Here is a 16,256-nt window from a genome sequence, read left to right on the forward strand (position 1 = left end):
AGCAAAACCTTGAATAGTTGCTTCCATCGCCGACGCTGTTAGCATCCGTGCCACCCAGCCGCTCTGCACTGCCAAGGATCGCGATGCCATCAATCCCATTGGATACCCGCTACCAGATCGAGACCCCAGAAGGAATCGACCTGCCACTGCGCCCCGCCGGCTTGGTGCCACGGGCGCTGGCATTTGCCTTCGACCTCGTCGCCCGCGCAGTGATAGTGGGCGTACTTCTGGTGCCACTGGCCCTGCTCGGCAATATTGGTATCGGCCTGGGCTCGCTGCTGCTGTTCCTGGTCAGTTGGTGGTACATGGTGCTGTTCGAGGTGCTCAATCAGGGCTGCTCACCGGGTAAACAGGTTATGGGCTTGCGGGTCGTGCAGGACGACGGCACGCCCATCAGTTGGTCAGCCTCGCTGATCCGCAACCTGCTGCGGTTTGTCGACATGCTGCCGTTCGGCTACTTTCTTGGCGCGATCAGTTGCCTGCAACACCCTCACTTCAAACGCCTTGGTGACCTGGCCGCCGGCACCCTGGTGATCTACCGAGAACAGCCCCTGAAACGCCCCCAGGTGCCTCAAGCTGTAGCACTGCGCTTGCCGTTTGCCCTGGACCTGAGTGAACAGCGGGCGATCCTGGGTTTCGCGGAACGCCAAGGCGAACTCTCCGCCGAGCGGGTACACGAACTCGCTTCCATCCTCGCAACGCCACTTCAAGTCTCCCCGGCCCGAGCCGTGGAGCAACTCAATGGCTTGGCCCGTGGCCTGTTGGGGCCAGCATGAAACAGAGCCTCTTCGAAAGCCGTTACCAACCGCAATGGCAAGCCTTTGCCGAACAACTGAAACAGTTGGAACAAGGCAAGGCCAAGGCCGGTGACATGGCCGATTTCCCTCACCAATACCGGCGTCTATGCCAGCACCTGGCCCTGGCCCAGGAGCGCGGTTACAGCAGTTACCTGGTGGACCCGCTGCAACAACTGGCGTTGCGCGGACATCAACAACTCTATCGCCACCGCAGCCAATTGGCGGCGAATGTGCTGAGCTTTTTGCTGGCCGACTTTCCGCGACAGGTGCGGGAACAGTGGCGCTTCGTGTTGATCGCCAGCCTGCTGTTCTTTGGCAGCCTGCTGAGCATTGCCTTGCTGGTCTATCTGTTTCCCGACCTGATCTACAGCATTGTCAGCCCCCAGCAAGTGGCGGAGATGCAGGGCATGTATGACCCCGATGCCAGCCGCTTGGGTCGAGCCGCCGAGCGAGCATCGAGCGAAGACTGGATGATGTTTGGCTACTACGTGATGCACAACATCGGCATCGCCTTCCAGACATTCGCCGCCGGGTTGCTGTTCGGCCTGGGCAGTGTGTTTTTCCTGATATTCAACGGGCTGATCATCGGCGCGATTTCCGGGCACCTGACTGAAATCGGCTATGGGCAGACCTTCTGGTCATTTGTCATCGGCCATGGTGCCTTTGAGTTGACGGCTATCGCCCTCGCTGGCGCCGCAGGCTTGCAACTGGGCTGGGCGCTGATTGCACCTGGGCAACTGACACGAAGCGAATCCTTGCGACTTGCCGCTCGCAAGAGCGTGCAACTCCTGTGCGGCGTCATGGTGTTTCTACTGATCGCAGCCTTTATCGAAGCCTACTGGTCTTCCACCACCCAGGTAGCCCCTTGGATCAAATACCTGGTGGGCGCTGCACTGTGGCTGTTGGTGGGCGCTTACCTGACCTTTGCCGGAAGGGCTCGCCATGCGTCTGAGTGATGCCAGCGTAGTGATTCGCCCACGTACCGCCTGGGAGGCCATGGATCTTGGCGTATTAATGGCCCAGGAACATCGCTTGCTGTTGATGGGGAGCTGGGCGCTGGTGACCCTTCCGGTTTTTGCGTTGCTCACCGCACTGCTATGGAATTACCCCTCCATGGCCATGTTCCTGTTCTGGTGGTTGAAACCGGCTTTCGACCGCTTACCTTTATATATCCTCTCCACAGCCCTGTTCGGCGAAGCGCCTAGCCTAAAGCAGGCTGTGCGCCAATGGCCAAAACTGCTTAACAGCCAACTGCTGGCCAGCCTGACCTGGCGCAGACTCAGCCTCAGCCGCAGTTTTGTGATGCCGGTCAGTCAGCTTGAAGGCATGGACGGCCAGGCGCGTCAGCAACGCCTGGGTGTACTGCTGCAGCGCAACGCCGGCGCCGCTCGCTGGTTAACCACTGTCGGGGTGCACCTGGAAATCGGCCTATGGTTTGGCTGCATGGCGCTGTTCTATCTACTCATCCCGCAACAACTTGAACTGGATTGGGATTGGCAGCGGTTGGCGCTGGCGACCGGCTCCGAAGCGGTGTGGCTGGAGCATCTGGGCAACGCGTTCTACGCCTTGATTCTGGTGTTTTGGGAGCCCGTCTATGTCGCCTGTGGCTTCAGCCTTTATCTCAATCGTCGCACCGTGCTGGAAGCCTGGGACCTGGAACTGGTATTCCGCCGCCTACGCCAGCGCCTGAGCAATGTGGCGTCACTTTTATTACTGGCGTTAGGGCTGACATTACTGCCATACACCCCACCCGCCATGGCTGATGAAAGCAAACCGCTGAGCCCTGAAAGCGCAAGCCAGTCAATCCATTCGCTGCTGGAAAAGCCCCCGTTCAAAAACCCGGAAACCGTCACCCGCTATCGCTTTGGTGAGGAAAAGCCCGCCGTTAAAAACAAGGCACACGGTGACGGCAAACTTCCGGCGTGGCTGCAGACACTCTTGGATAACCTCAACAGCGATACTTTCAAGCATGTGGCCCAAGGCCTGGAAGTGCTGCTGTGGAGCGTACTTATCGGCGGCCTGGCCCTGTTGGTGTGGCGCTATCGTGACTGGCTACGCACCTTTGTCACCCGGCGCGGACCACGCGGCCCCAAAGCAGCCAGGCCAGTGCCCGCACAACTTTTCGGCCTCGAATTGGGCACCGAGACCTTGCCCACGGATATCGCCAGCACTGCAGAACAACTCTGGCCTAGCCAACCACGGGAAGCCCTGGGTCTTTTGTATCGTGGTCTTCTGAGCCGCTTGTTGCATGACTTCAACCTGCCACTTAAAAACGCCGACACTGAAGGCCAGGTGCTGCAACGCGTTTACCTGCTGCAGCAACCGCAACTGCTGGCGTTCAGTGAAGAGTTGACTCGGCACTGGCAAAACCTAGCCTACGGCCATCAACTCCCACCCGCCTCAGCACAGCAAAAATTATGCAGCGATTGGCGTGCCCTGTTCAGCTCGGAGGGCGCCCGATGAACCGTTTTTTATTAGGGATAGGATTGCTCCTGGCATGCCTGCTTACTGCGGGCGGATTTTACGCCTGGAGCAAAGCGACCCCCTATGAAAAAGTGGTGGACCGCGGCCCCGCCCCGGAAGCCCTTGCCAACCCCTATCTGGCTGCCGAATATTTTCTGCGCCAGCAAGGCCTGGCCGTGGCACATGCCAATAGCCTCGAACGCTTGGCCACCCTGCCCGCCGCCGGCAATAGCCTGTTGTTACTGGGCGAACGTAGCAACATGTCGCCACGCCAGGTAGGGCAACTGCTGGATTGGGCCAAATCCGGCGGACATCTATTGTTAGTGGCCGAAGCGCTGTGGGATGAAGAGACCGGCAAGAGCGGCGACCTGTTGCTAGATCGCCTGCATATCCACCAGACGCTGAGTGACGACCCCGAAGAACCCGCACCGGCCCGTAAAAACAAAACGCCAGACCTGACCAAGCTCTATGTCGACAATGACACCGCTCCGGCCTACTTCAGCTTCGACACTGACTTCAACCTCATCGACCCCAAGCACATCGCACAATTTTCAGCCAATAGCGCCAGGTCTAGCCACCTGATGCAACTTAACCTCGGGCAAGGCCGCGTTACGGTAATCACCGACAGCGAACTGTGGAAAACACCCGATATCGGCAAACACGACAATGCCTGGCTGCTGTGGCACCTGAACCAGGGGACTGCCGTGACTTTGTTGTTCAACAGCGACGTGGATGATCTGTTCACCCTGCTGTTGCGATATTTCCCCCAGGCGGTGGTAGCACTCATTGCGCTGATAACCCTCGTACTCTGGCAGGCGGGTATGCGCCAGGGCCCGATCCAAGCCCCCGCCTCGAAGGCGCGCCGGCAGTTGCACGAACACCTGAAAGCCAGCGCCGACTTCCTGCTGCGCCGCAGCGGCCAAGGCACGCTACTGAAGGCTTTGCAGCACGACATCCTACGTGCGGCCCGACGCCGCCATCCAGGCTTCGAACATCTCGACAACTCAGAACAATGGCGGGTACTGGAACACCTTACGCGCCAACCCTCTCACGTCATCAGCCAGGCCCTCGGCCCACTCCCGGCAAAACGGCTTTCCAGCGCCGATTTCAGCCGGCAGGTGGCATGCCTGCAAACTCTCAGGAATGCCCTATGAGCGAAATTCCCAGCGCTAACACCCTGTCCGGTGAAGCCTTACAGCACGCCAGCCAGCAAGCCCAGGCCTTGCGCATGGAACTGCGCAAGGCGGTGATCGGGCAGGATCAGGTGATCGATGATGTGCTGACTGCACTGATCGCCGGCGGCCACGTATTGCTTGAAGGTGTACCCGGGCTGGGCAAGACCTTGCTGGTACGCGCCTTGGCCCGCTGCTTTGACGGCGACTTCGCGCGGATCCAGTTCACCCCTGACCTGATGCCCAGCGATGTCACTGGCCATGCCGTGTACGATCTGCACACCGAGCAATTCAAGCTGCGCAAGGGACCGGTATTCACCCACCTGCTGCTGGCCGACGAAATCAACCGCGCCCCGGCCAAGACCCAGGCCGCCCTGCTCGAAGCCATGCAGGAACGACAAGTAACCCTCGAAGGTGAAGCGCTGCCCATCGGGCAACCCTTCATGGTGCTGGCCACCCAGAACCCTATCGAGCAGGAAGGCACCTACCCCCTGCCAGAAGCCGAGCTGGACCGGTTCATGCTCAAGGTACGCATGGACTATCCCGACGCGCAGCAGGAACTGGATATGGTGCGCGAAGTGACACGCTCTTCACGGGCCGACATGCTGGATGTGCAACCGTTGCGCACCGTGCTACAGGCCGAAGATGTGCTGCAACTGCAACAGATCGCCAGTGAGCTAGCCCTGGATGAACACGTACTCGACTATGCCGTGCGCCTTGCACGAGCCACCCGCAGTTGGCCAGGTCTGGCCATCGGCGCAGGCCCGCGAGCTTCCATCGCACTGGTCCGCGGCGCCCGCGCTCGAGCATTGTTGCGCGGGGGCCAGTTCGTCACGCCGGATGACGTCAAGAGCTGCGCTCTTGCAGTACTCCGTCATCGCGTACGTATAGCGGCAGAACTGGACATCGACGGGCTGGAGGTCGACCAGGTACTCAAACAGTTACTCGACCAGATTGCAGCTCCCCGGCAATGAATCGCCCATGAAACCGACCCGCCTGTTATCAGCTTGGCTTGGCGTACTGCTGGGCTTGAGCATCCTGCTAGGCACTGCAACCGCCTTGCAGTTCAAGGTGCCCGCCACCTTGCACTCGGTGGCGTGGGGCTTGCTCCTGGCGCTGTTGCTGCTGGCCTTGCTGGACGCCGCGCGACTGCGCCGTCGACCGTCGCCTCGCGTGCATCGGCATATGCCCGGCAGCCTGGCGCTGGGTCGCTGGGGCGACGTACGTCTGGCCCTGGAACACGACTCCTCGCAGGCGCTGACGGTTCAGGTGTTCGATCACGTCCCCGATGGGTTGAGCATGGAGAACATGCCCCAATCCATTGAGTTGCGCCCCGGTGCACGCAGTGAACTGGGCTATCGCCTGCGCCCCCTGCGGCGAGGGCATTTCACGTTCAGCCGCTGCGAAATCCATCTGCCCAGCCCATTGGGGCTCTGGTCCGCCAGGCGCTTCATCGAAGTCGAGGATGCCACCCGCGTCTACCCAGACTTCGCTCGCCTGTACGGGGCACAACTGCTGGGGGTGGATAACTGGTTGAGTCAACTGGGAGTGCGTCAACGTCAGCGTCGCGGTTTGGGGCTGGAGTTTCATCAGCTGCGCGAGTTTCGTGAGGGCGACAGCCTGCGGCAGATCGACTGGAAAGCCACGGCGCGGCAACGTACCCCCATCGCAAGGGAGTATCAGGACGAGCGCGACCAGCAGATCGTGTTCATGCTCGATTGCGGCCGACGCATGCGGAGCCAGGATGATGAGCTGTCCCATTTCGACCACGCACTCAATGCCTGCCTGCTGCTCAGTTACGTGGCCTTGCGCCAGGGCGATGCCGTGGGGTTGTGCACCTTTGCTTCTGACCAGCCACGCTACTTGGCGCCGGTCAAAGGGAGCAGTCAGTTGAACCTGCTGCTCAATGCGGTATATGACCTGGACACCACCCGTCGAACTGCCGACTACGAGGCGGCGGCCAGTCAACTGCTCTCTAGGCAAAAGCGTCGGGCATTGGTGATTGTGGTCAGTAATCTGCGAGACGAGGACGATGAAGCGCTACTCTGCGCCGTCAAGCGCATCAGTCGCCAACATCGGGTAATGGTGGCCAGCATGCGAGAGGAAGTGCTCGATCTACTGCGCCAGTCCCCTGTGCAAACCTTGCCCGAAGCCCTGGCCTACAGCGGCACTGTCGACTACCTCAATACCCGGAATGAACTGCACGACCGCTTGAACGCTCACGGCCTGTCGGTGTTGGATACGCTGCCATCAGACGTGGGAGCAGCCTTGGTGACACGCTATCTGGATTGGAAGAAAGCGGGAGTGTTCTGAAAAAAGCGTACGACTACGGCTGGACAGCAACACCCCAGCCGCGTCGACCGCTCGCTGCTTCTTAGGCTGAAGCCTGCAATGAGTCAAAGCTGAAGTACCGCAACAACAACTTGATCAGTTGCCCATATTCCGCTGGAGCCTGAAGCACGCTGAACCCGGAGTCGTAACGCTGCGGGTTGATATCTTCACGGCTCCACAGGCAGGTTGCCGTGAGGTCAACGGCATGGAAGGTGTCGTCAGCCCCGGGAATTTTCAGGCGCAGCTCGAAATCAGCATCGACCATCATGGGCAACTCGCTGATCAACATCAGCCCGTCGCAAGAGACGTTGCCCAAATAGCCGATGGGCTTGTCGGTAACACGGTTAAACACCTGGAGGAAATAACGTAGTTGATGCCGCTCAATCCGTCGGTCGGTAAACATGGTGAGATCGCCATGCAGTGGCCATGGTTGTGGCCGGTCCAGTGATTCGGAACGAGCGTAATTGCTCGCTCTCCCTGGATCTCGGTATGACAAAAGACAACGCTCTGTCACTAGACAGCTGCCGAATCCGGGCCCTGCCTCCATTTGAATAGAAACCTATACAAACGGACATCCAAAGAATAGCCCAAGACTGGCAAGAGGCCAGTTATAAAGTGGCGAATCTCATCACAATGAGGCTGGACGCGGCTGTGCAACACTCACGCCGCGGTAGTGACCCAGTTGTTGCAGGGTGTCCAACCTTGCGCGTGCTCGGTAGGCGTATTCGCTCGACGGGTACTGATTAATGATGAATTGGTAGGTTTGCACCGCGTCGACAAACAGTTTCTGTCGTTCCAGACATTGCCCGCGCAACATCGAGACCTCTGGCTGTACATAACGCCGGGTGCGGCTCTCGCGGTCGACCTGGGACAATTCCAAGGTGACACGCTCGCAGTCACCGACCTTGTAAGCGCGGTAGGCGTTGTTCAAATGGTGGTCCATCGACCAGCGGGTGCAGCCGACAACACTGACGGCCAGGGCAGCAATGAGCAAAATTCGCATGAAGGTTCTCCTGTCTTGTGCAGTGTATCGACCCCTCGTCCAAAATCTTCAAAGATGTTCATCTATTCAATCGGCGCGAAAACAAGTGAATCGGCGATAAGTAGTGCAAACGAACAATGACTACAACCAAAGAGCATAGTAGCCTTCCTCAGCGCTTGAACTCAGGAGTCTGTGCATGTCCGTCCGTCGTACCAAAATCGTCGCCACCCTTGGCCCGGCCAGTAACTCGCCGGAAGTCCTCGAACAGCTGATTCTGGCTGGTTTGGACGTTGCCCGTCTGAACTTCTCCCACGGCACCCCGGACGAGCACAAGGCTCGCGCCAAGCTGGTGCGTGACCTGGCCGCCAAGCACGGCCGCTTCGTCGCACTGCTGGGTGACCTGCAAGGCCCGAAAATCCGTATTGCCAAGTTCACCAACAAGCGTATCGAGCTGAAGATCGGTGACAAATTCACCTTCTCCACCAGCCACCCGCTGACCGAAGGTAACCAGGACGTCGTGGGTATCGACTACCCGGACCTCGTCAAGGATTGCGGCGTCGGTGACGAGTTGCTGCTGGATGACGGCCGCGTGGTAATGCGTGTCGACACCGCCACCCCGACCGAACTGAACTGCACCGTGATCATCGGCGGTCCGCTGTCCGATCACAAAGGCATCAATCGTCGCGGCGGTGGCCTGACTGCCCCGGCCCTGACTGAAAAAGACAAGGCCGATATCAAGCTCGCTGCTGAAATGGAAGTGGACTACCTGGCCGTGTCCTTTCCGCGCGACGCCGCTGATATGGAATACGCCCGCAAACTGCGCGACGAAGCCGGCGGTACTGCCTGGTTGGTGGCGAAGATCGAACGCGCCGAAGCCGTGGCCGACGACGAAACTCTCGACGGTCTGATCAAAGCGTCCGACGCCGTGATGGTTGCCCGTGGTGACCTGGGTGTGGAAATCGGTGACGCCGAGCTGATCGGTATCCAGAAGAAGATCATCCTGCACGCACGCCGCCACAACAAAGCGGTGATCGTCGCGACCCAGATGATGGAGTCGATGATCCAAAACCCGATGCCGACCCGCGCCGAAGTATCCGACGTGGCCAACGCCGTGCTCGACTACACCGACGCCGTGATGCTCTCGGCTGAAAGTGCCGCCGGCCCGTACCCGCTGGAAGCTGTGCAGGCCATGGCACGCATCTGTGTCGGCGCCGAAAAGCACCCGACCAGCAAGACCTCCAGCCATCGTATCGGCAAGGTCTTCGAAAGCTGCGACCAGAGCATCGCCCTGGCAGCCATGTACACCGCCAACCACTTCCCGGGCGTCAAAGCGATCATCGCCTTGACCGAAAGTGGCTACACGCCGTTGATCATGTCGCGCATTCGTTCCTCGGTTCCGATCTACGCGTTCTCCCCTCACCGCGAAACCCAGGCCCGCGCGGCCATGTTCCGTGGCGTGTACACCGTTCCGTTCGACCCGGCGTCGTTGCCGCCCCATGAAGTCAGCCAAGCGGCCATCGACGAACTGATCAAGCGTGGCGTCGTGGAGAAAGGCGACTGGGTCATCCTGACCAAGGGCGACAGCTACCACACCATCGGCGGCACCAATGGCATGAAGATCCTGCACGTTGGCGACCCAATGGTCTGAGTGACACGCTGAAAAAAAGCCCTGCCATGCGAATGGCGGGGCTTTTTGCTTTTCATGTGGGTTAGCGTTTGGCGATAAACCCCGATAACGCCGCAATCGCCTCCGGTGACTTCAAGCGCTGGACGAACAACGCGCCCTCCTCCTCGATGACCTGGCGTAACTGATCACGGTCCACACTTTTCATCAATTGCTTGGTCACCTGCACCGCCCCCGGCGCCAGGATTTCAAAACGCTCGGCCATTTCCCGCGCCTTGGCCAACGCCGCTTCACCACTGCCCAACGCCTCAGTGGCGATGCCCCTGGCGGCAGCCTGCTCCCCGGTAAACCCCTCGCCCAATAGCAAAAGTTCAGCTGCCTTCGCATGCCCAAGCAAACGCGGCAGGATCAGGCTCGAACCAAACTCCGGGCACAGCCCCAGGTTGACGAACGGCATACGCAAGCGCGCATCACGACTGATGTAGACAAGGTCACAGTGCAGCAGGAGGGTTGTGCCAATCCCCACCGCGACTCCCGCCACTGCCGCGATCACCGGCTTACGGCAGTTGAGTAGGCTTTTCATAAAATGAAACGCTGGGCTGTCGAGATCACTGGGCGGCTGTTCAAGAAAATCGCCGATGTCATTACCGGCGGTAAAACACTCGCTGCTGCCCTGGATCAGCACGGCGTTGATCGCTGAGTCGGCATCCGCCTGCTCCAGCGCCTCGGCCAGTTGCGTGTACATGGCGCGGGTCAGGGCGTTTCTCTTATCCGGGCGGTTGAGCTGCAGGGTCAGCAACCCGCGCTCGCGGTGCAGCAGGATGGCGTCGGTCATGGTGAGTCTCGCGGCTGTAGAGTTCAGCGCTCAACCACGGGGCAGGAACACATCGGCCAGCAGTTGATTACGCGGCAGTCCCGCCAGAAACAGGCGCTTGGAAAACGCCTCGACACTGGCGGGGTGTCCGCAGAGTAAGGCGAGCGTTTGCCGGGAAACAAGCCGCAGTTGCGCCAATGCCTGGGCCGACTCGGCCGCGGTCCACAGTTCCACCGTAAGGTTCGGATGACATGCACCCAGCGCTATCAGGGGTTCAGCCAGATAATGGCCGTCGGCATCATGGGCCAGGTGAATCACACGAATGGCGCCTTGGTGATCCTGGCGCAAAGCCTCGCGCAACACGCCCCACAACGGGCCGAGGCCAGTGCCGGAGGCAAGCAGCCAAAGCGGCCGGGATTGCCAGTCGGGATCGTATTGCAAAGCGCCGCCGCGTAGCTCGCCCAGGCGCAGTTGATCCCCGACCTGCAACTGCCGGGCAAGATCACTGAATTCACCGGGCTGCCGACAATCGATATGAAACTCCAGAAATGCATCTTCCTGGGGCAGGCTCGCCAGGGAGTAAGGCCGCGCGACGTGCCCTGCCCACAGCACCAGGTGCTGTCCAGCCCGATAACGGAGACCGCGCTCAGGTTGCAGACGCAGGCGCACTACATTCGAGTTCAGCCAATCAGCACCCACCACCAGGGCGGCCAAACCGTCACGCAGCGGGTCAAACGCCTCGACCTGCAGATCGCCCGTCACTTGGCACTGGCAGGCCAACCGCCAACCGTCCTGGCGTTGCGCGGGGCTCAGGGCATCGGGCTGCTTGTCCTCGACCTCGCCCCGGCAGCGCACCAAACATGCATGGCAACTGCCCGCCCGGCAACTGTAGGGCACGGCCACACCCGCCTGGTTCAAGGCATCCAGCAGATTGCTGCCGGCAGTTACCGACCAATGGCGTTCGCCGACGTACAGTTCAGGCATATAAGGACTCAATTACAGGGGACGCGCACAGGGAATCATGCCTGCGACAGTTTGACCATAGTCGGGTGTATCGGCCACCGCGTCGGGTTATACTGCCGCGCCTTTTTAGCGTCGCGCCTGCACCACTTTGGCGTGCCTTGGAAAGGTGGGCTCAGCCGACCGATGTACCCCACTGAGCCCACCTTTATTGAATGTTCCCTTATAGAGGAGCGCGACTCATGACCGTGATCAAGCAAGACGACCTGATTCAGAGCGTTGCCGACGCCCTGCAATTCATTTCCTACTACCACCCCGTTGACTTCATCCAGGCGATGCACGAGGCCTACCTGCGCGAAGAATCGCCGGCAGCCCGTGACTCCATGGCGCAGATCCTGATCAACTCGCGCATGTGCGCCACCGGCCATCGCCCGATCTGCCAGGACACCGGTATCGTCACCGTGTTCGTGCGCGTGGGCATGGACGTACGTTGGGATGGCGCCACCATGGGCCTGGACGACATGATCAACGAAGGCGTGCGTCGCGCCTACAATCTGCCGGAAAACGTCCTGCGCGCATCCATCCTGGCCGACCCGGCCGGTGCACGTAAAAACACCAAGGACAACACCCCGGCCGTGATCCACTACTCCATCGTCCCGGGTAACACCGTGGAAGTGGACGTGGCGGCCAAAGGTGGCGGTTCCGAGAACAAGTCAAAAATGGCCATGCTCAACCCGTCCGACTCGATCGTCGACTGGGTGCTCAAGACCGTTCCGACCATGGGCGCCGGCTGGTGCCCACCGGGCATGCTCGGCATCGGCATCGGCGGCACCGCCGAGAAAGCCGCAGTGATGGCCAAGGAAGTGTTGATGGAATCCATCGACATCCACGAGCTGAAAAAGCGCGGCCCGTCCAACCGTATCGAAGAGATGCGCCTGGAGCTGTTCGAGAAGGTCAACCAACTGGGCATTGGCGCTCAGGGCCTGGGTGGCCTGACCACCGTGCTCGACGTGAAGATCATGGACTACCCGACCCACGCCGCCTCCCTGCCGGTGTGCATGATCCCCAACTGCGCCGCCACCCGTCACGCGCACTTTGTGCTCGACGGCTCGGGCCCGGCGTCGCTGGAAGCGCCACCGCTGGACGCCTACCCGGAAATCGTCTGGGAAGCCGGCCCGTCGGCTCGTCGCGTCAACCTCGACACCCTGACCCCGGAAGAAGTCCAGAGCTGGAAACCGGGCGAAACCGTGTTGCTCAACGGCAAGATGCTCACTGGCCGCGACGCTGCGCACAAGCGCATGGTCGAGATGCTGAACAAGGGCGAAACCCTGCCGGTAGACCTCAAGGGTCGCTTCATCTACTACGTCGGCCCGGTTGATCCGGTGCGCGAAGAAGTGGTTGGCCCGGCTGGCCCGACCACCGCGACGCGGATGGACAAGTTCACCCGTCAGATCCTTGAGCAAACCGGCCTTTTGGGCATGATCGGCAAATCCGAGCGCGGCCCGACCGCCATCGACGCGATCAAGGACCACAAGGCCGTGTACCTGATGGCCGTGGGCGGCGCCGCTTACCTGGTGGCGCAAGCTATCAAGAAGTCGCGGGTTGTCGCGTTCGCCGAACTGGGTATGGAAGCGATATACGAGTTCGACGTCAAAGACATGCCGGTCACCGTTGCAGTCGATAGCAAAGGCGAATCCGTGCACATCACCGGTCCTGCCATCTGGCAGCAAAAGATCAGTGAAAGCCTGGCGGTAGAAGTGCAGTAAGCACTTTCCCTCAAGGATAAAGGCGACTGCGGCCCCATGGCCCAGTCGCCTTTTTTATGGCGCGTGGTATGGTGCTTGCCCCTTACCGTGCCTGCTCATCACCGTATGATCGCGATCCCTCGCCCCCTGCGCCTGACCTTCTACGCCCTGTTGATCATCGCTGGTGCGGTGCTGGCCGCTGCATTGGCCACGCGCCAGGCCGAACGCCAGGCCCTCGTGGATGAGGCCGCCCGCGCCAACCAACAGCTCGCGTTATATGCCAACTCGCTGCACACCCTGATCGAACGCTACCGCGCCCTGCCCGCCGTGCTCGCGCTGGACTCGGAAATGATCAGCGCGTTAAAAGGCCCGTTGGACACCGCTACCCAAGACGCGCTTAACCGCAAGCTCGAACGCATCAACGGCGCCGCGCAGTCGTCCACCCTGGAATTGATGGACCGCACCGGCCTGGCCGTGGCTGCCAGCAACTGGGCGCTGCCAAGCAGTTACGTCGGGCACAACTATGCATTTCGGCCGTATTTCAGCCAGACCAAAAGCCAGGGCACCGGGCGCTTTTACGCGGTGGGTGTGACCACCGGGATTCCGGGTTACTTCCTTTCCAGCGCAGTGCTCGATGAACACGAGCAGTTCCTTGGCGCCATGGTGGTGAAGCTGGAGTTCCCTGAGCTTGAGCAAGAATGGGCCCAGGGGAATGACTTGCTGCTGGTCAGCGATGCGCGTGGCATCGTGTTCATTGCCAACCAGCCTGGCTGGCGCTATCGGAACCTGCGGCCGCTATCGGCCAATGACCTCGCTGAGCTCAAGGCCACCCGCCAGTACGACAAGAAACAACTGCTGGCCCTGGAAACCGACACCCTGCAGCGCTTCGACGAAAACAGTCACCTGATGCGCGTCAACGGCCCCGACGGCAGCGCCCAATACATCTGGGAATCCCTGCCATTGAAGGCAGAAGGCTGGACCCTGCACCTGCTGCGCAAACCGCAATTTCCTTTTGAAGACCAACGCAACGCGGGACTGGCCGCCGCCGGTTCCTGGCTGGCGCTGGTGTTCCTCGCGCTGTTCCTGAGCCAACGCTGGCGCCTGGCCCGCTTGCGCCAGCGCAGCCGTGAAGAGCTGGAGCAACTGGTGGAAGAACGCACCCAGGCCCTGCGCACCGCCCAGGATGGTTTGGTGCAATCAGCCAAGCTGGCGGCGCTGGGGCAGATGTCCGCCGCCCTCGCCCACGAAATCAACCAGCCACTCACGGCCCAGCGCATGCAGCTTGCTACCCTGCGCCTGTTGCTGGATCACGGCCGTGTGGACGACGCCTACAAGGCGCTCACGCCGCTGGACGACATGCTCACGCGCATGGCCGCACTCACCGGCCATCTCAAGACCTTCGCTCGCAAAAGTCCTAGTGGCCTGCGCGAACGCCTGGACCTGGCCACGGTGGTCGACCAGTCCCTGCATCTGCTCGACGCGCGCCTGCGCGATGAAGCCATTGGCGTCGTGCTGGACCTGACACGCCCGGCTTGGGTGCGCGGCGATGCCATCCGCCTGGAACAAGTACTGATCAACCTGCTGCGCAACGCCCTCGACGCCATGGCCGACAAACCGCGCAAGCGCCTTGAGATCCGCCTGCACGCCGACCAACAGCTTTGGCTTTTGACCGTCAGCGACAGCGGCGGCGGGATCCCCGAAGAACACCTGAACAACGTGTTCGATCCGTTCTTCACCACCAAGCCGGTGGGTGACGGCCTCGGTTTAGGGCTGGCGGTGTCCTTCGCTATCGTGCACGAACTGGGTGGACGCCTGATCGCCGATAACCAGGGCGACGGCGCGACTTTCACCCTGACCTTGCCCATCGCGCTGGAGACGCCGGACCTATGCTAAATGCGGTGATTGTGGTCGATGACGAAGCCAGCATTCGCACGGCCGTGGAGCAGTGGTTGAGTCTCTCCGGGTTTGAGGTGCAGTTGTTCAGCCGCGCCGAGGAATGCCTGGCGCATCTGCCCAAAGACTTTCCCGGTGTGATCCTGAGCGACGTGCGCATGCCTGGTCTAAGCGGCCTGGAATTGCTCGCCGAAGTACAGCGCCGCGACGCCGACTTGCCGGTGATATTGCTCACTGGTCACGGCGACGTGCCGATGGCCGTCGAAGCCATGCGCGACGGCGCCTACGACTTCCTGGAAAAACCCTTCAGCCCCGAGGCCCTGCTCAACAGCCTGCGACGTGCATTGGACAAACGCGGGCTGATCCTGGAAAACCGTCGACTGCATCAACAGGCCGATCACCGCTCGCAGCTTGAATCCAGCCTGCTCGGCGTGTCCCGCGGGTTGCAGAACCTGCGCCGCCAGGTGCTCGACTTGGCGAGCTTGCCGGTCAACGTGTTGATCCGTGGCGAGACCGGCAGCGGTAAGGAACTGGTCGCGCGCTGCCTGCATGATTTCGGCCCGCGGGCCAAGAAGCCGTTTGTGGCGCTCAATTGCGCGGCAATTCCCGAGCAGTTGTTTGAAGCCGAGCTGTTTGGCCACGAAAGCGGCGCGTTCACCGGCGCACAGGGCAAGCGCATCGGCAAGCTGGAGTACGCTCACGGCGGCACGCTGTTCCTGGATGAAATCGAAAGCATGCCCTTGGCCCAACAAGTGAAACTGTTGCGGGTATTGCAAGAGCAGAAACTGGAACGACTGGGCTCTAACCAGAGCATCCATGTGGACTTGCGCATCATTGCCGCGACCAAGCCTGACCTGCTCGAAGAGGCCCGCGCCGGACGCTTTCGCGAAGACTTGGCCTATCGCCTCACCGTCGCACAATTGCGCCTGCCGCCCTTGCGCGAGCGTCGTGAAGATATTCCGCTGCTGTACGAGCACTTTGCCCACAGCGCTGCCGAACGCTTAGGCCGCACGCCCGAGCCGTTGAGCGGCCCAGCCTTGGGGCGCCTGCTCAGCCACGACTGGCCCGGCAATGTGCGTGAACTGGCCAACGTCGCCGAACGCCAGGTATTAGGCCTTGGCGAGCCGGAGCCGGAGGGCATCGAGGCCGGGCAATCACTGGCTGCGCAGCAGGAAGCCTTCGAAGCCCATTGCCTGAAGGCCGCCTTGACCCGGCACAAGGGCGATATCAAGGCGGTATTAACGGAGCTGCAACTGCCCCGCCGGACGTTCAATGAAAAGATGCAGCGCCATGGCCTTGCACGGGACATGTTCCTCAAGGACGAATGAGCGGATTTCCGCTCATTGGCCCCGAATCTTCAGCAAGTTTCCGCTCAAAAAAATCTGCAAACCCTTCTAGATCGGGCCTTCATCTACCTGGCACAGCTCCTGCTATAGCCCAGCCAGGCAGCGCTCGCGCCGCTCCATAAAAACAAC

Annotated in this window: 14 protein-coding genes; 10 read left to right on the plus strand and 4 right to left on the minus strand. The window is 60.8% G+C overall.

Features of this window, described 5'->3' with window-relative positions; translation table 11 throughout:
* Window positions 1-83 precede the first annotated feature (83 nt).
* Genes CKW32_RS19960 through CKW32_RS19985 form a run of 6 tightly spaced genes read left to right on the plus strand, consistent with a single transcriptional unit; the run spans window position 84 to window position 6,745 of the window.
* Window positions 84-776 (plus strand): RDD family protein, encoded by a 693-nt coding sequence (locus CKW32_RS19960; RefSeq protein ID WP_095185769.1) that lies wholly within the window; start codon window positions 84-86, stop codon window positions 774-776.
* Window positions 773-1,753: a stage II sporulation protein M gene (locus tag CKW32_RS19965; RefSeq protein WP_095185840.1), complete on the plus strand. Its 981-nt coding sequence runs from the start codon at window positions 773-775 to the stop codon at window positions 1,751-1,753. The genes CKW32_RS19960 and CKW32_RS19965 overlap by 4 nt, the downstream gene beginning before the upstream one ends.
* A complete protein-coding gene (locus CKW32_RS19970; RefSeq protein ID WP_095185770.1) occupies window positions 1,740-3,260 on the plus strand; it encodes a DUF4129 domain-containing protein in 1,521 nt (506 codons plus the stop codon). Before CKW32_RS19965 ends, CKW32_RS19970 begins: the two co-directional genes overlap by 14 nt.
* Window positions 3,257-4,414, plus strand: coding sequence for a DUF4350 domain-containing protein (locus CKW32_RS19975; RefSeq protein WP_095185771.1), 1,158 nt, complete (start codon window positions 3,257-3,259; stop codon window positions 4,412-4,414). The genes CKW32_RS19970 and CKW32_RS19975 overlap by 4 nt, the downstream gene beginning before the upstream one ends.
* On the plus strand, window positions 4,411-5,406 hold the full coding sequence (locus CKW32_RS19980) for a MoxR family ATPase (protein ID WP_095185772.1): 996 nt from the start codon (window positions 4,411-4,413) through the stop codon (window positions 5,404-5,406). Before CKW32_RS19975 ends, CKW32_RS19980 begins: the two co-directional genes overlap by 4 nt.
* 7 nt (window positions 5,407-5,413) lie before the next feature.
* Complete coding sequence (locus tag CKW32_RS19985; protein WP_095185773.1) at window positions 5,414-6,745, plus strand: DUF58 domain-containing protein; 1,332 nt, start codon at window positions 5,414-5,416, stop codon at window positions 6,743-6,745.
* Window positions 6,746-6,806: 61 nt separating this feature from the next.
* Here the strand turns inward: CKW32_RS19985 and CKW32_RS19990 are convergent, their stop codons facing one another.
* Complete coding sequence (locus CKW32_RS19990) at window positions 6,807-7,166, minus strand: PilZ domain-containing protein (protein WP_095185774.1); 360 nt, start codon at window positions 7,164-7,166, stop codon at window positions 6,807-6,809.
* A 225-nt stretch (window positions 7,167-7,391) separates the two neighbouring features.
* Window positions 7,392-7,766 (minus strand): hypothetical protein, encoded by a 375-nt coding sequence (locus CKW32_RS19995; RefSeq protein WP_032890874.1) that lies wholly within the window; start codon window positions 7,764-7,766, stop codon window positions 7,392-7,394.
* Between the two features lie 175 nt (window positions 7,767-7,941).
* Here CKW32_RS19995 and pyk point away from each other — a divergent pair, with 175 nt between their 5' ends.
* A complete protein-coding gene (gene pyk, locus CKW32_RS20000) occupies window positions 7,942-9,393 on the plus strand; it encodes a pyruvate kinase (protein ID WP_032890873.1) in 1,452 nt (483 codons plus the stop codon).
* 61 nt (window positions 9,394-9,454) lie between these two features.
* Here pyk and CKW32_RS20005 read toward each other — a convergent pair whose 3' ends face one another.
* A complete protein-coding gene (locus tag CKW32_RS20005) occupies window positions 9,455-10,204 on the minus strand; it encodes an enoyl-CoA hydratase-related protein (RefSeq protein ID WP_095185775.1) in 750 nt (249 codons plus the stop codon).
* A gap of 30 nt (window positions 10,205-10,234) precedes the next feature.
* A complete protein-coding gene (locus tag CKW32_RS20010; RefSeq protein WP_095185776.1) occupies window positions 10,235-11,167 on the minus strand; it encodes an iron-sulfur-binding ferredoxin reductase in 933 nt (310 codons plus the stop codon).
* A 218-nt stretch (window positions 11,168-11,385) separates the two neighbouring features.
* Here CKW32_RS20010 and CKW32_RS20015 point away from each other — a divergent pair, with 218 nt between their 5' ends.
* The 3 genes from CKW32_RS20015 (at window position 11,386) to CKW32_RS20025 (ending at window position 16,109) form a co-directional block, all read left to right on the plus strand.
* Window positions 11,386-12,909: a fumarate hydratase gene (locus CKW32_RS20015; RefSeq protein ID WP_032890870.1), complete on the plus strand. Its 1,524-nt coding sequence runs from the start codon at window positions 11,386-11,388 to the stop codon at window positions 12,907-12,909.
* A 105-nt stretch (window positions 12,910-13,014) separates the two neighbouring features.
* Window positions 13,015-14,781 carry an ATP-binding protein gene (locus CKW32_RS20020; protein ID WP_032890869.1) on the plus strand — a complete coding sequence of 589 codons (1,767 nt, stop codon included), beginning with the start codon at window positions 13,015-13,017 and terminating at the stop codon, window positions 14,779-14,781.
* Window positions 14,775-16,109: a sigma-54 dependent transcriptional regulator gene (locus CKW32_RS20025; RefSeq protein ID WP_095185777.1), complete on the plus strand. Its 1,335-nt coding sequence runs from the start codon at window positions 14,775-14,777 to the stop codon at window positions 16,107-16,109. The genes CKW32_RS20020 and CKW32_RS20025 overlap by 7 nt, the downstream gene beginning before the upstream one ends.
* The last annotated feature ends 147 nt before the right edge of the window (window positions 16,110-16,256 follow it).

It is taken from the genome of Pseudomonas sp. Irchel 3H9, assembly GCF_900187495.1.
In the GTDB taxonomy this organism is placed as follows: Bacteria; Pseudomonadota; Gammaproteobacteria; order Pseudomonadales; family Pseudomonadaceae; genus Aquipseudomonas; species Aquipseudomonas sivasensis.

Excerpts from the sequence above, each read along its gene's own strand:
- CKW32_RS19960 (WP_095185769.1), top strand. The coding sequence starts at position 84 with ATGCCATCAATCCCATTGGATACCCGCTACCAGATCGAGACCCCAGAA.
- CKW32_RS19965 (WP_095185840.1), top strand. The coding sequence starts at position 773 with ATGAAACAGAGCCTCTTCGAAAGCCGTTACCAACCGCAATGGCAAGCC.
- CKW32_RS19970 (WP_095185770.1), top strand. The coding sequence starts at position 1,740 with ATGCGTCTGAGTGATGCCAGCGTAGTGATTCGCCCACGTACCGCCTGG.
- CKW32_RS19975 (WP_095185771.1), top strand. The coding sequence starts at position 3,257 with ATGAACCGTTTTTTATTAGGGATAGGATTGCTCCTGGCATGCCTGCTT.
- CKW32_RS19980 (WP_095185772.1), top strand. The coding sequence starts at position 4,411 with ATGAGCGAAATTCCCAGCGCTAACACCCTGTCCGGTGAAGCCTTACAG.
- CKW32_RS19985 (WP_095185773.1), top strand. The coding sequence starts at position 5,414 with ATGAAACCGACCCGCCTGTTATCAGCTTGGCTTGGCGTACTGCTGGGC.
- CKW32_RS19990 (WP_095185774.1), bottom strand. The coding sequence starts at position 7,166 with ATGTTTACCGACCGACGGATTGAGCGGCATCAACTACGTTATTTCCTC.
- CKW32_RS19995 (WP_032890874.1), bottom strand. The coding sequence starts at position 7,766 with ATGCGAATTTTGCTCATTGCTGCCCTGGCCGTCAGTGTTGTCGGCTGC.
- pyk (WP_032890873.1), top strand. The coding sequence starts at position 7,942 with ATGTCCGTCCGTCGTACCAAAATCGTCGCCACCCTTGGCCCGGCCAGT.
- CKW32_RS20005 (WP_095185775.1), bottom strand. The coding sequence starts at position 10,204 with ATGACCGACGCCATCCTGCTGCACCGCGAGCGCGGGTTGCTGACCCTG.
- CKW32_RS20010 (WP_095185776.1), bottom strand. The coding sequence starts at position 11,167 with ATGCCTGAACTGTACGTCGGCGAACGCCATTGGTCGGTAACTGCCGGC.
- CKW32_RS20015 (WP_032890870.1), top strand. The coding sequence starts at position 11,386 with ATGACCGTGATCAAGCAAGACGACCTGATTCAGAGCGTTGCCGACGCC.
- CKW32_RS20020 (WP_032890869.1), top strand. The coding sequence starts at position 13,015 with ATGATCGCGATCCCTCGCCCCCTGCGCCTGACCTTCTACGCCCTGTTG.
- CKW32_RS20025 (WP_095185777.1), top strand. The coding sequence starts at position 14,775 with ATGCTAAATGCGGTGATTGTGGTCGATGACGAAGCCAGCATTCGCACG.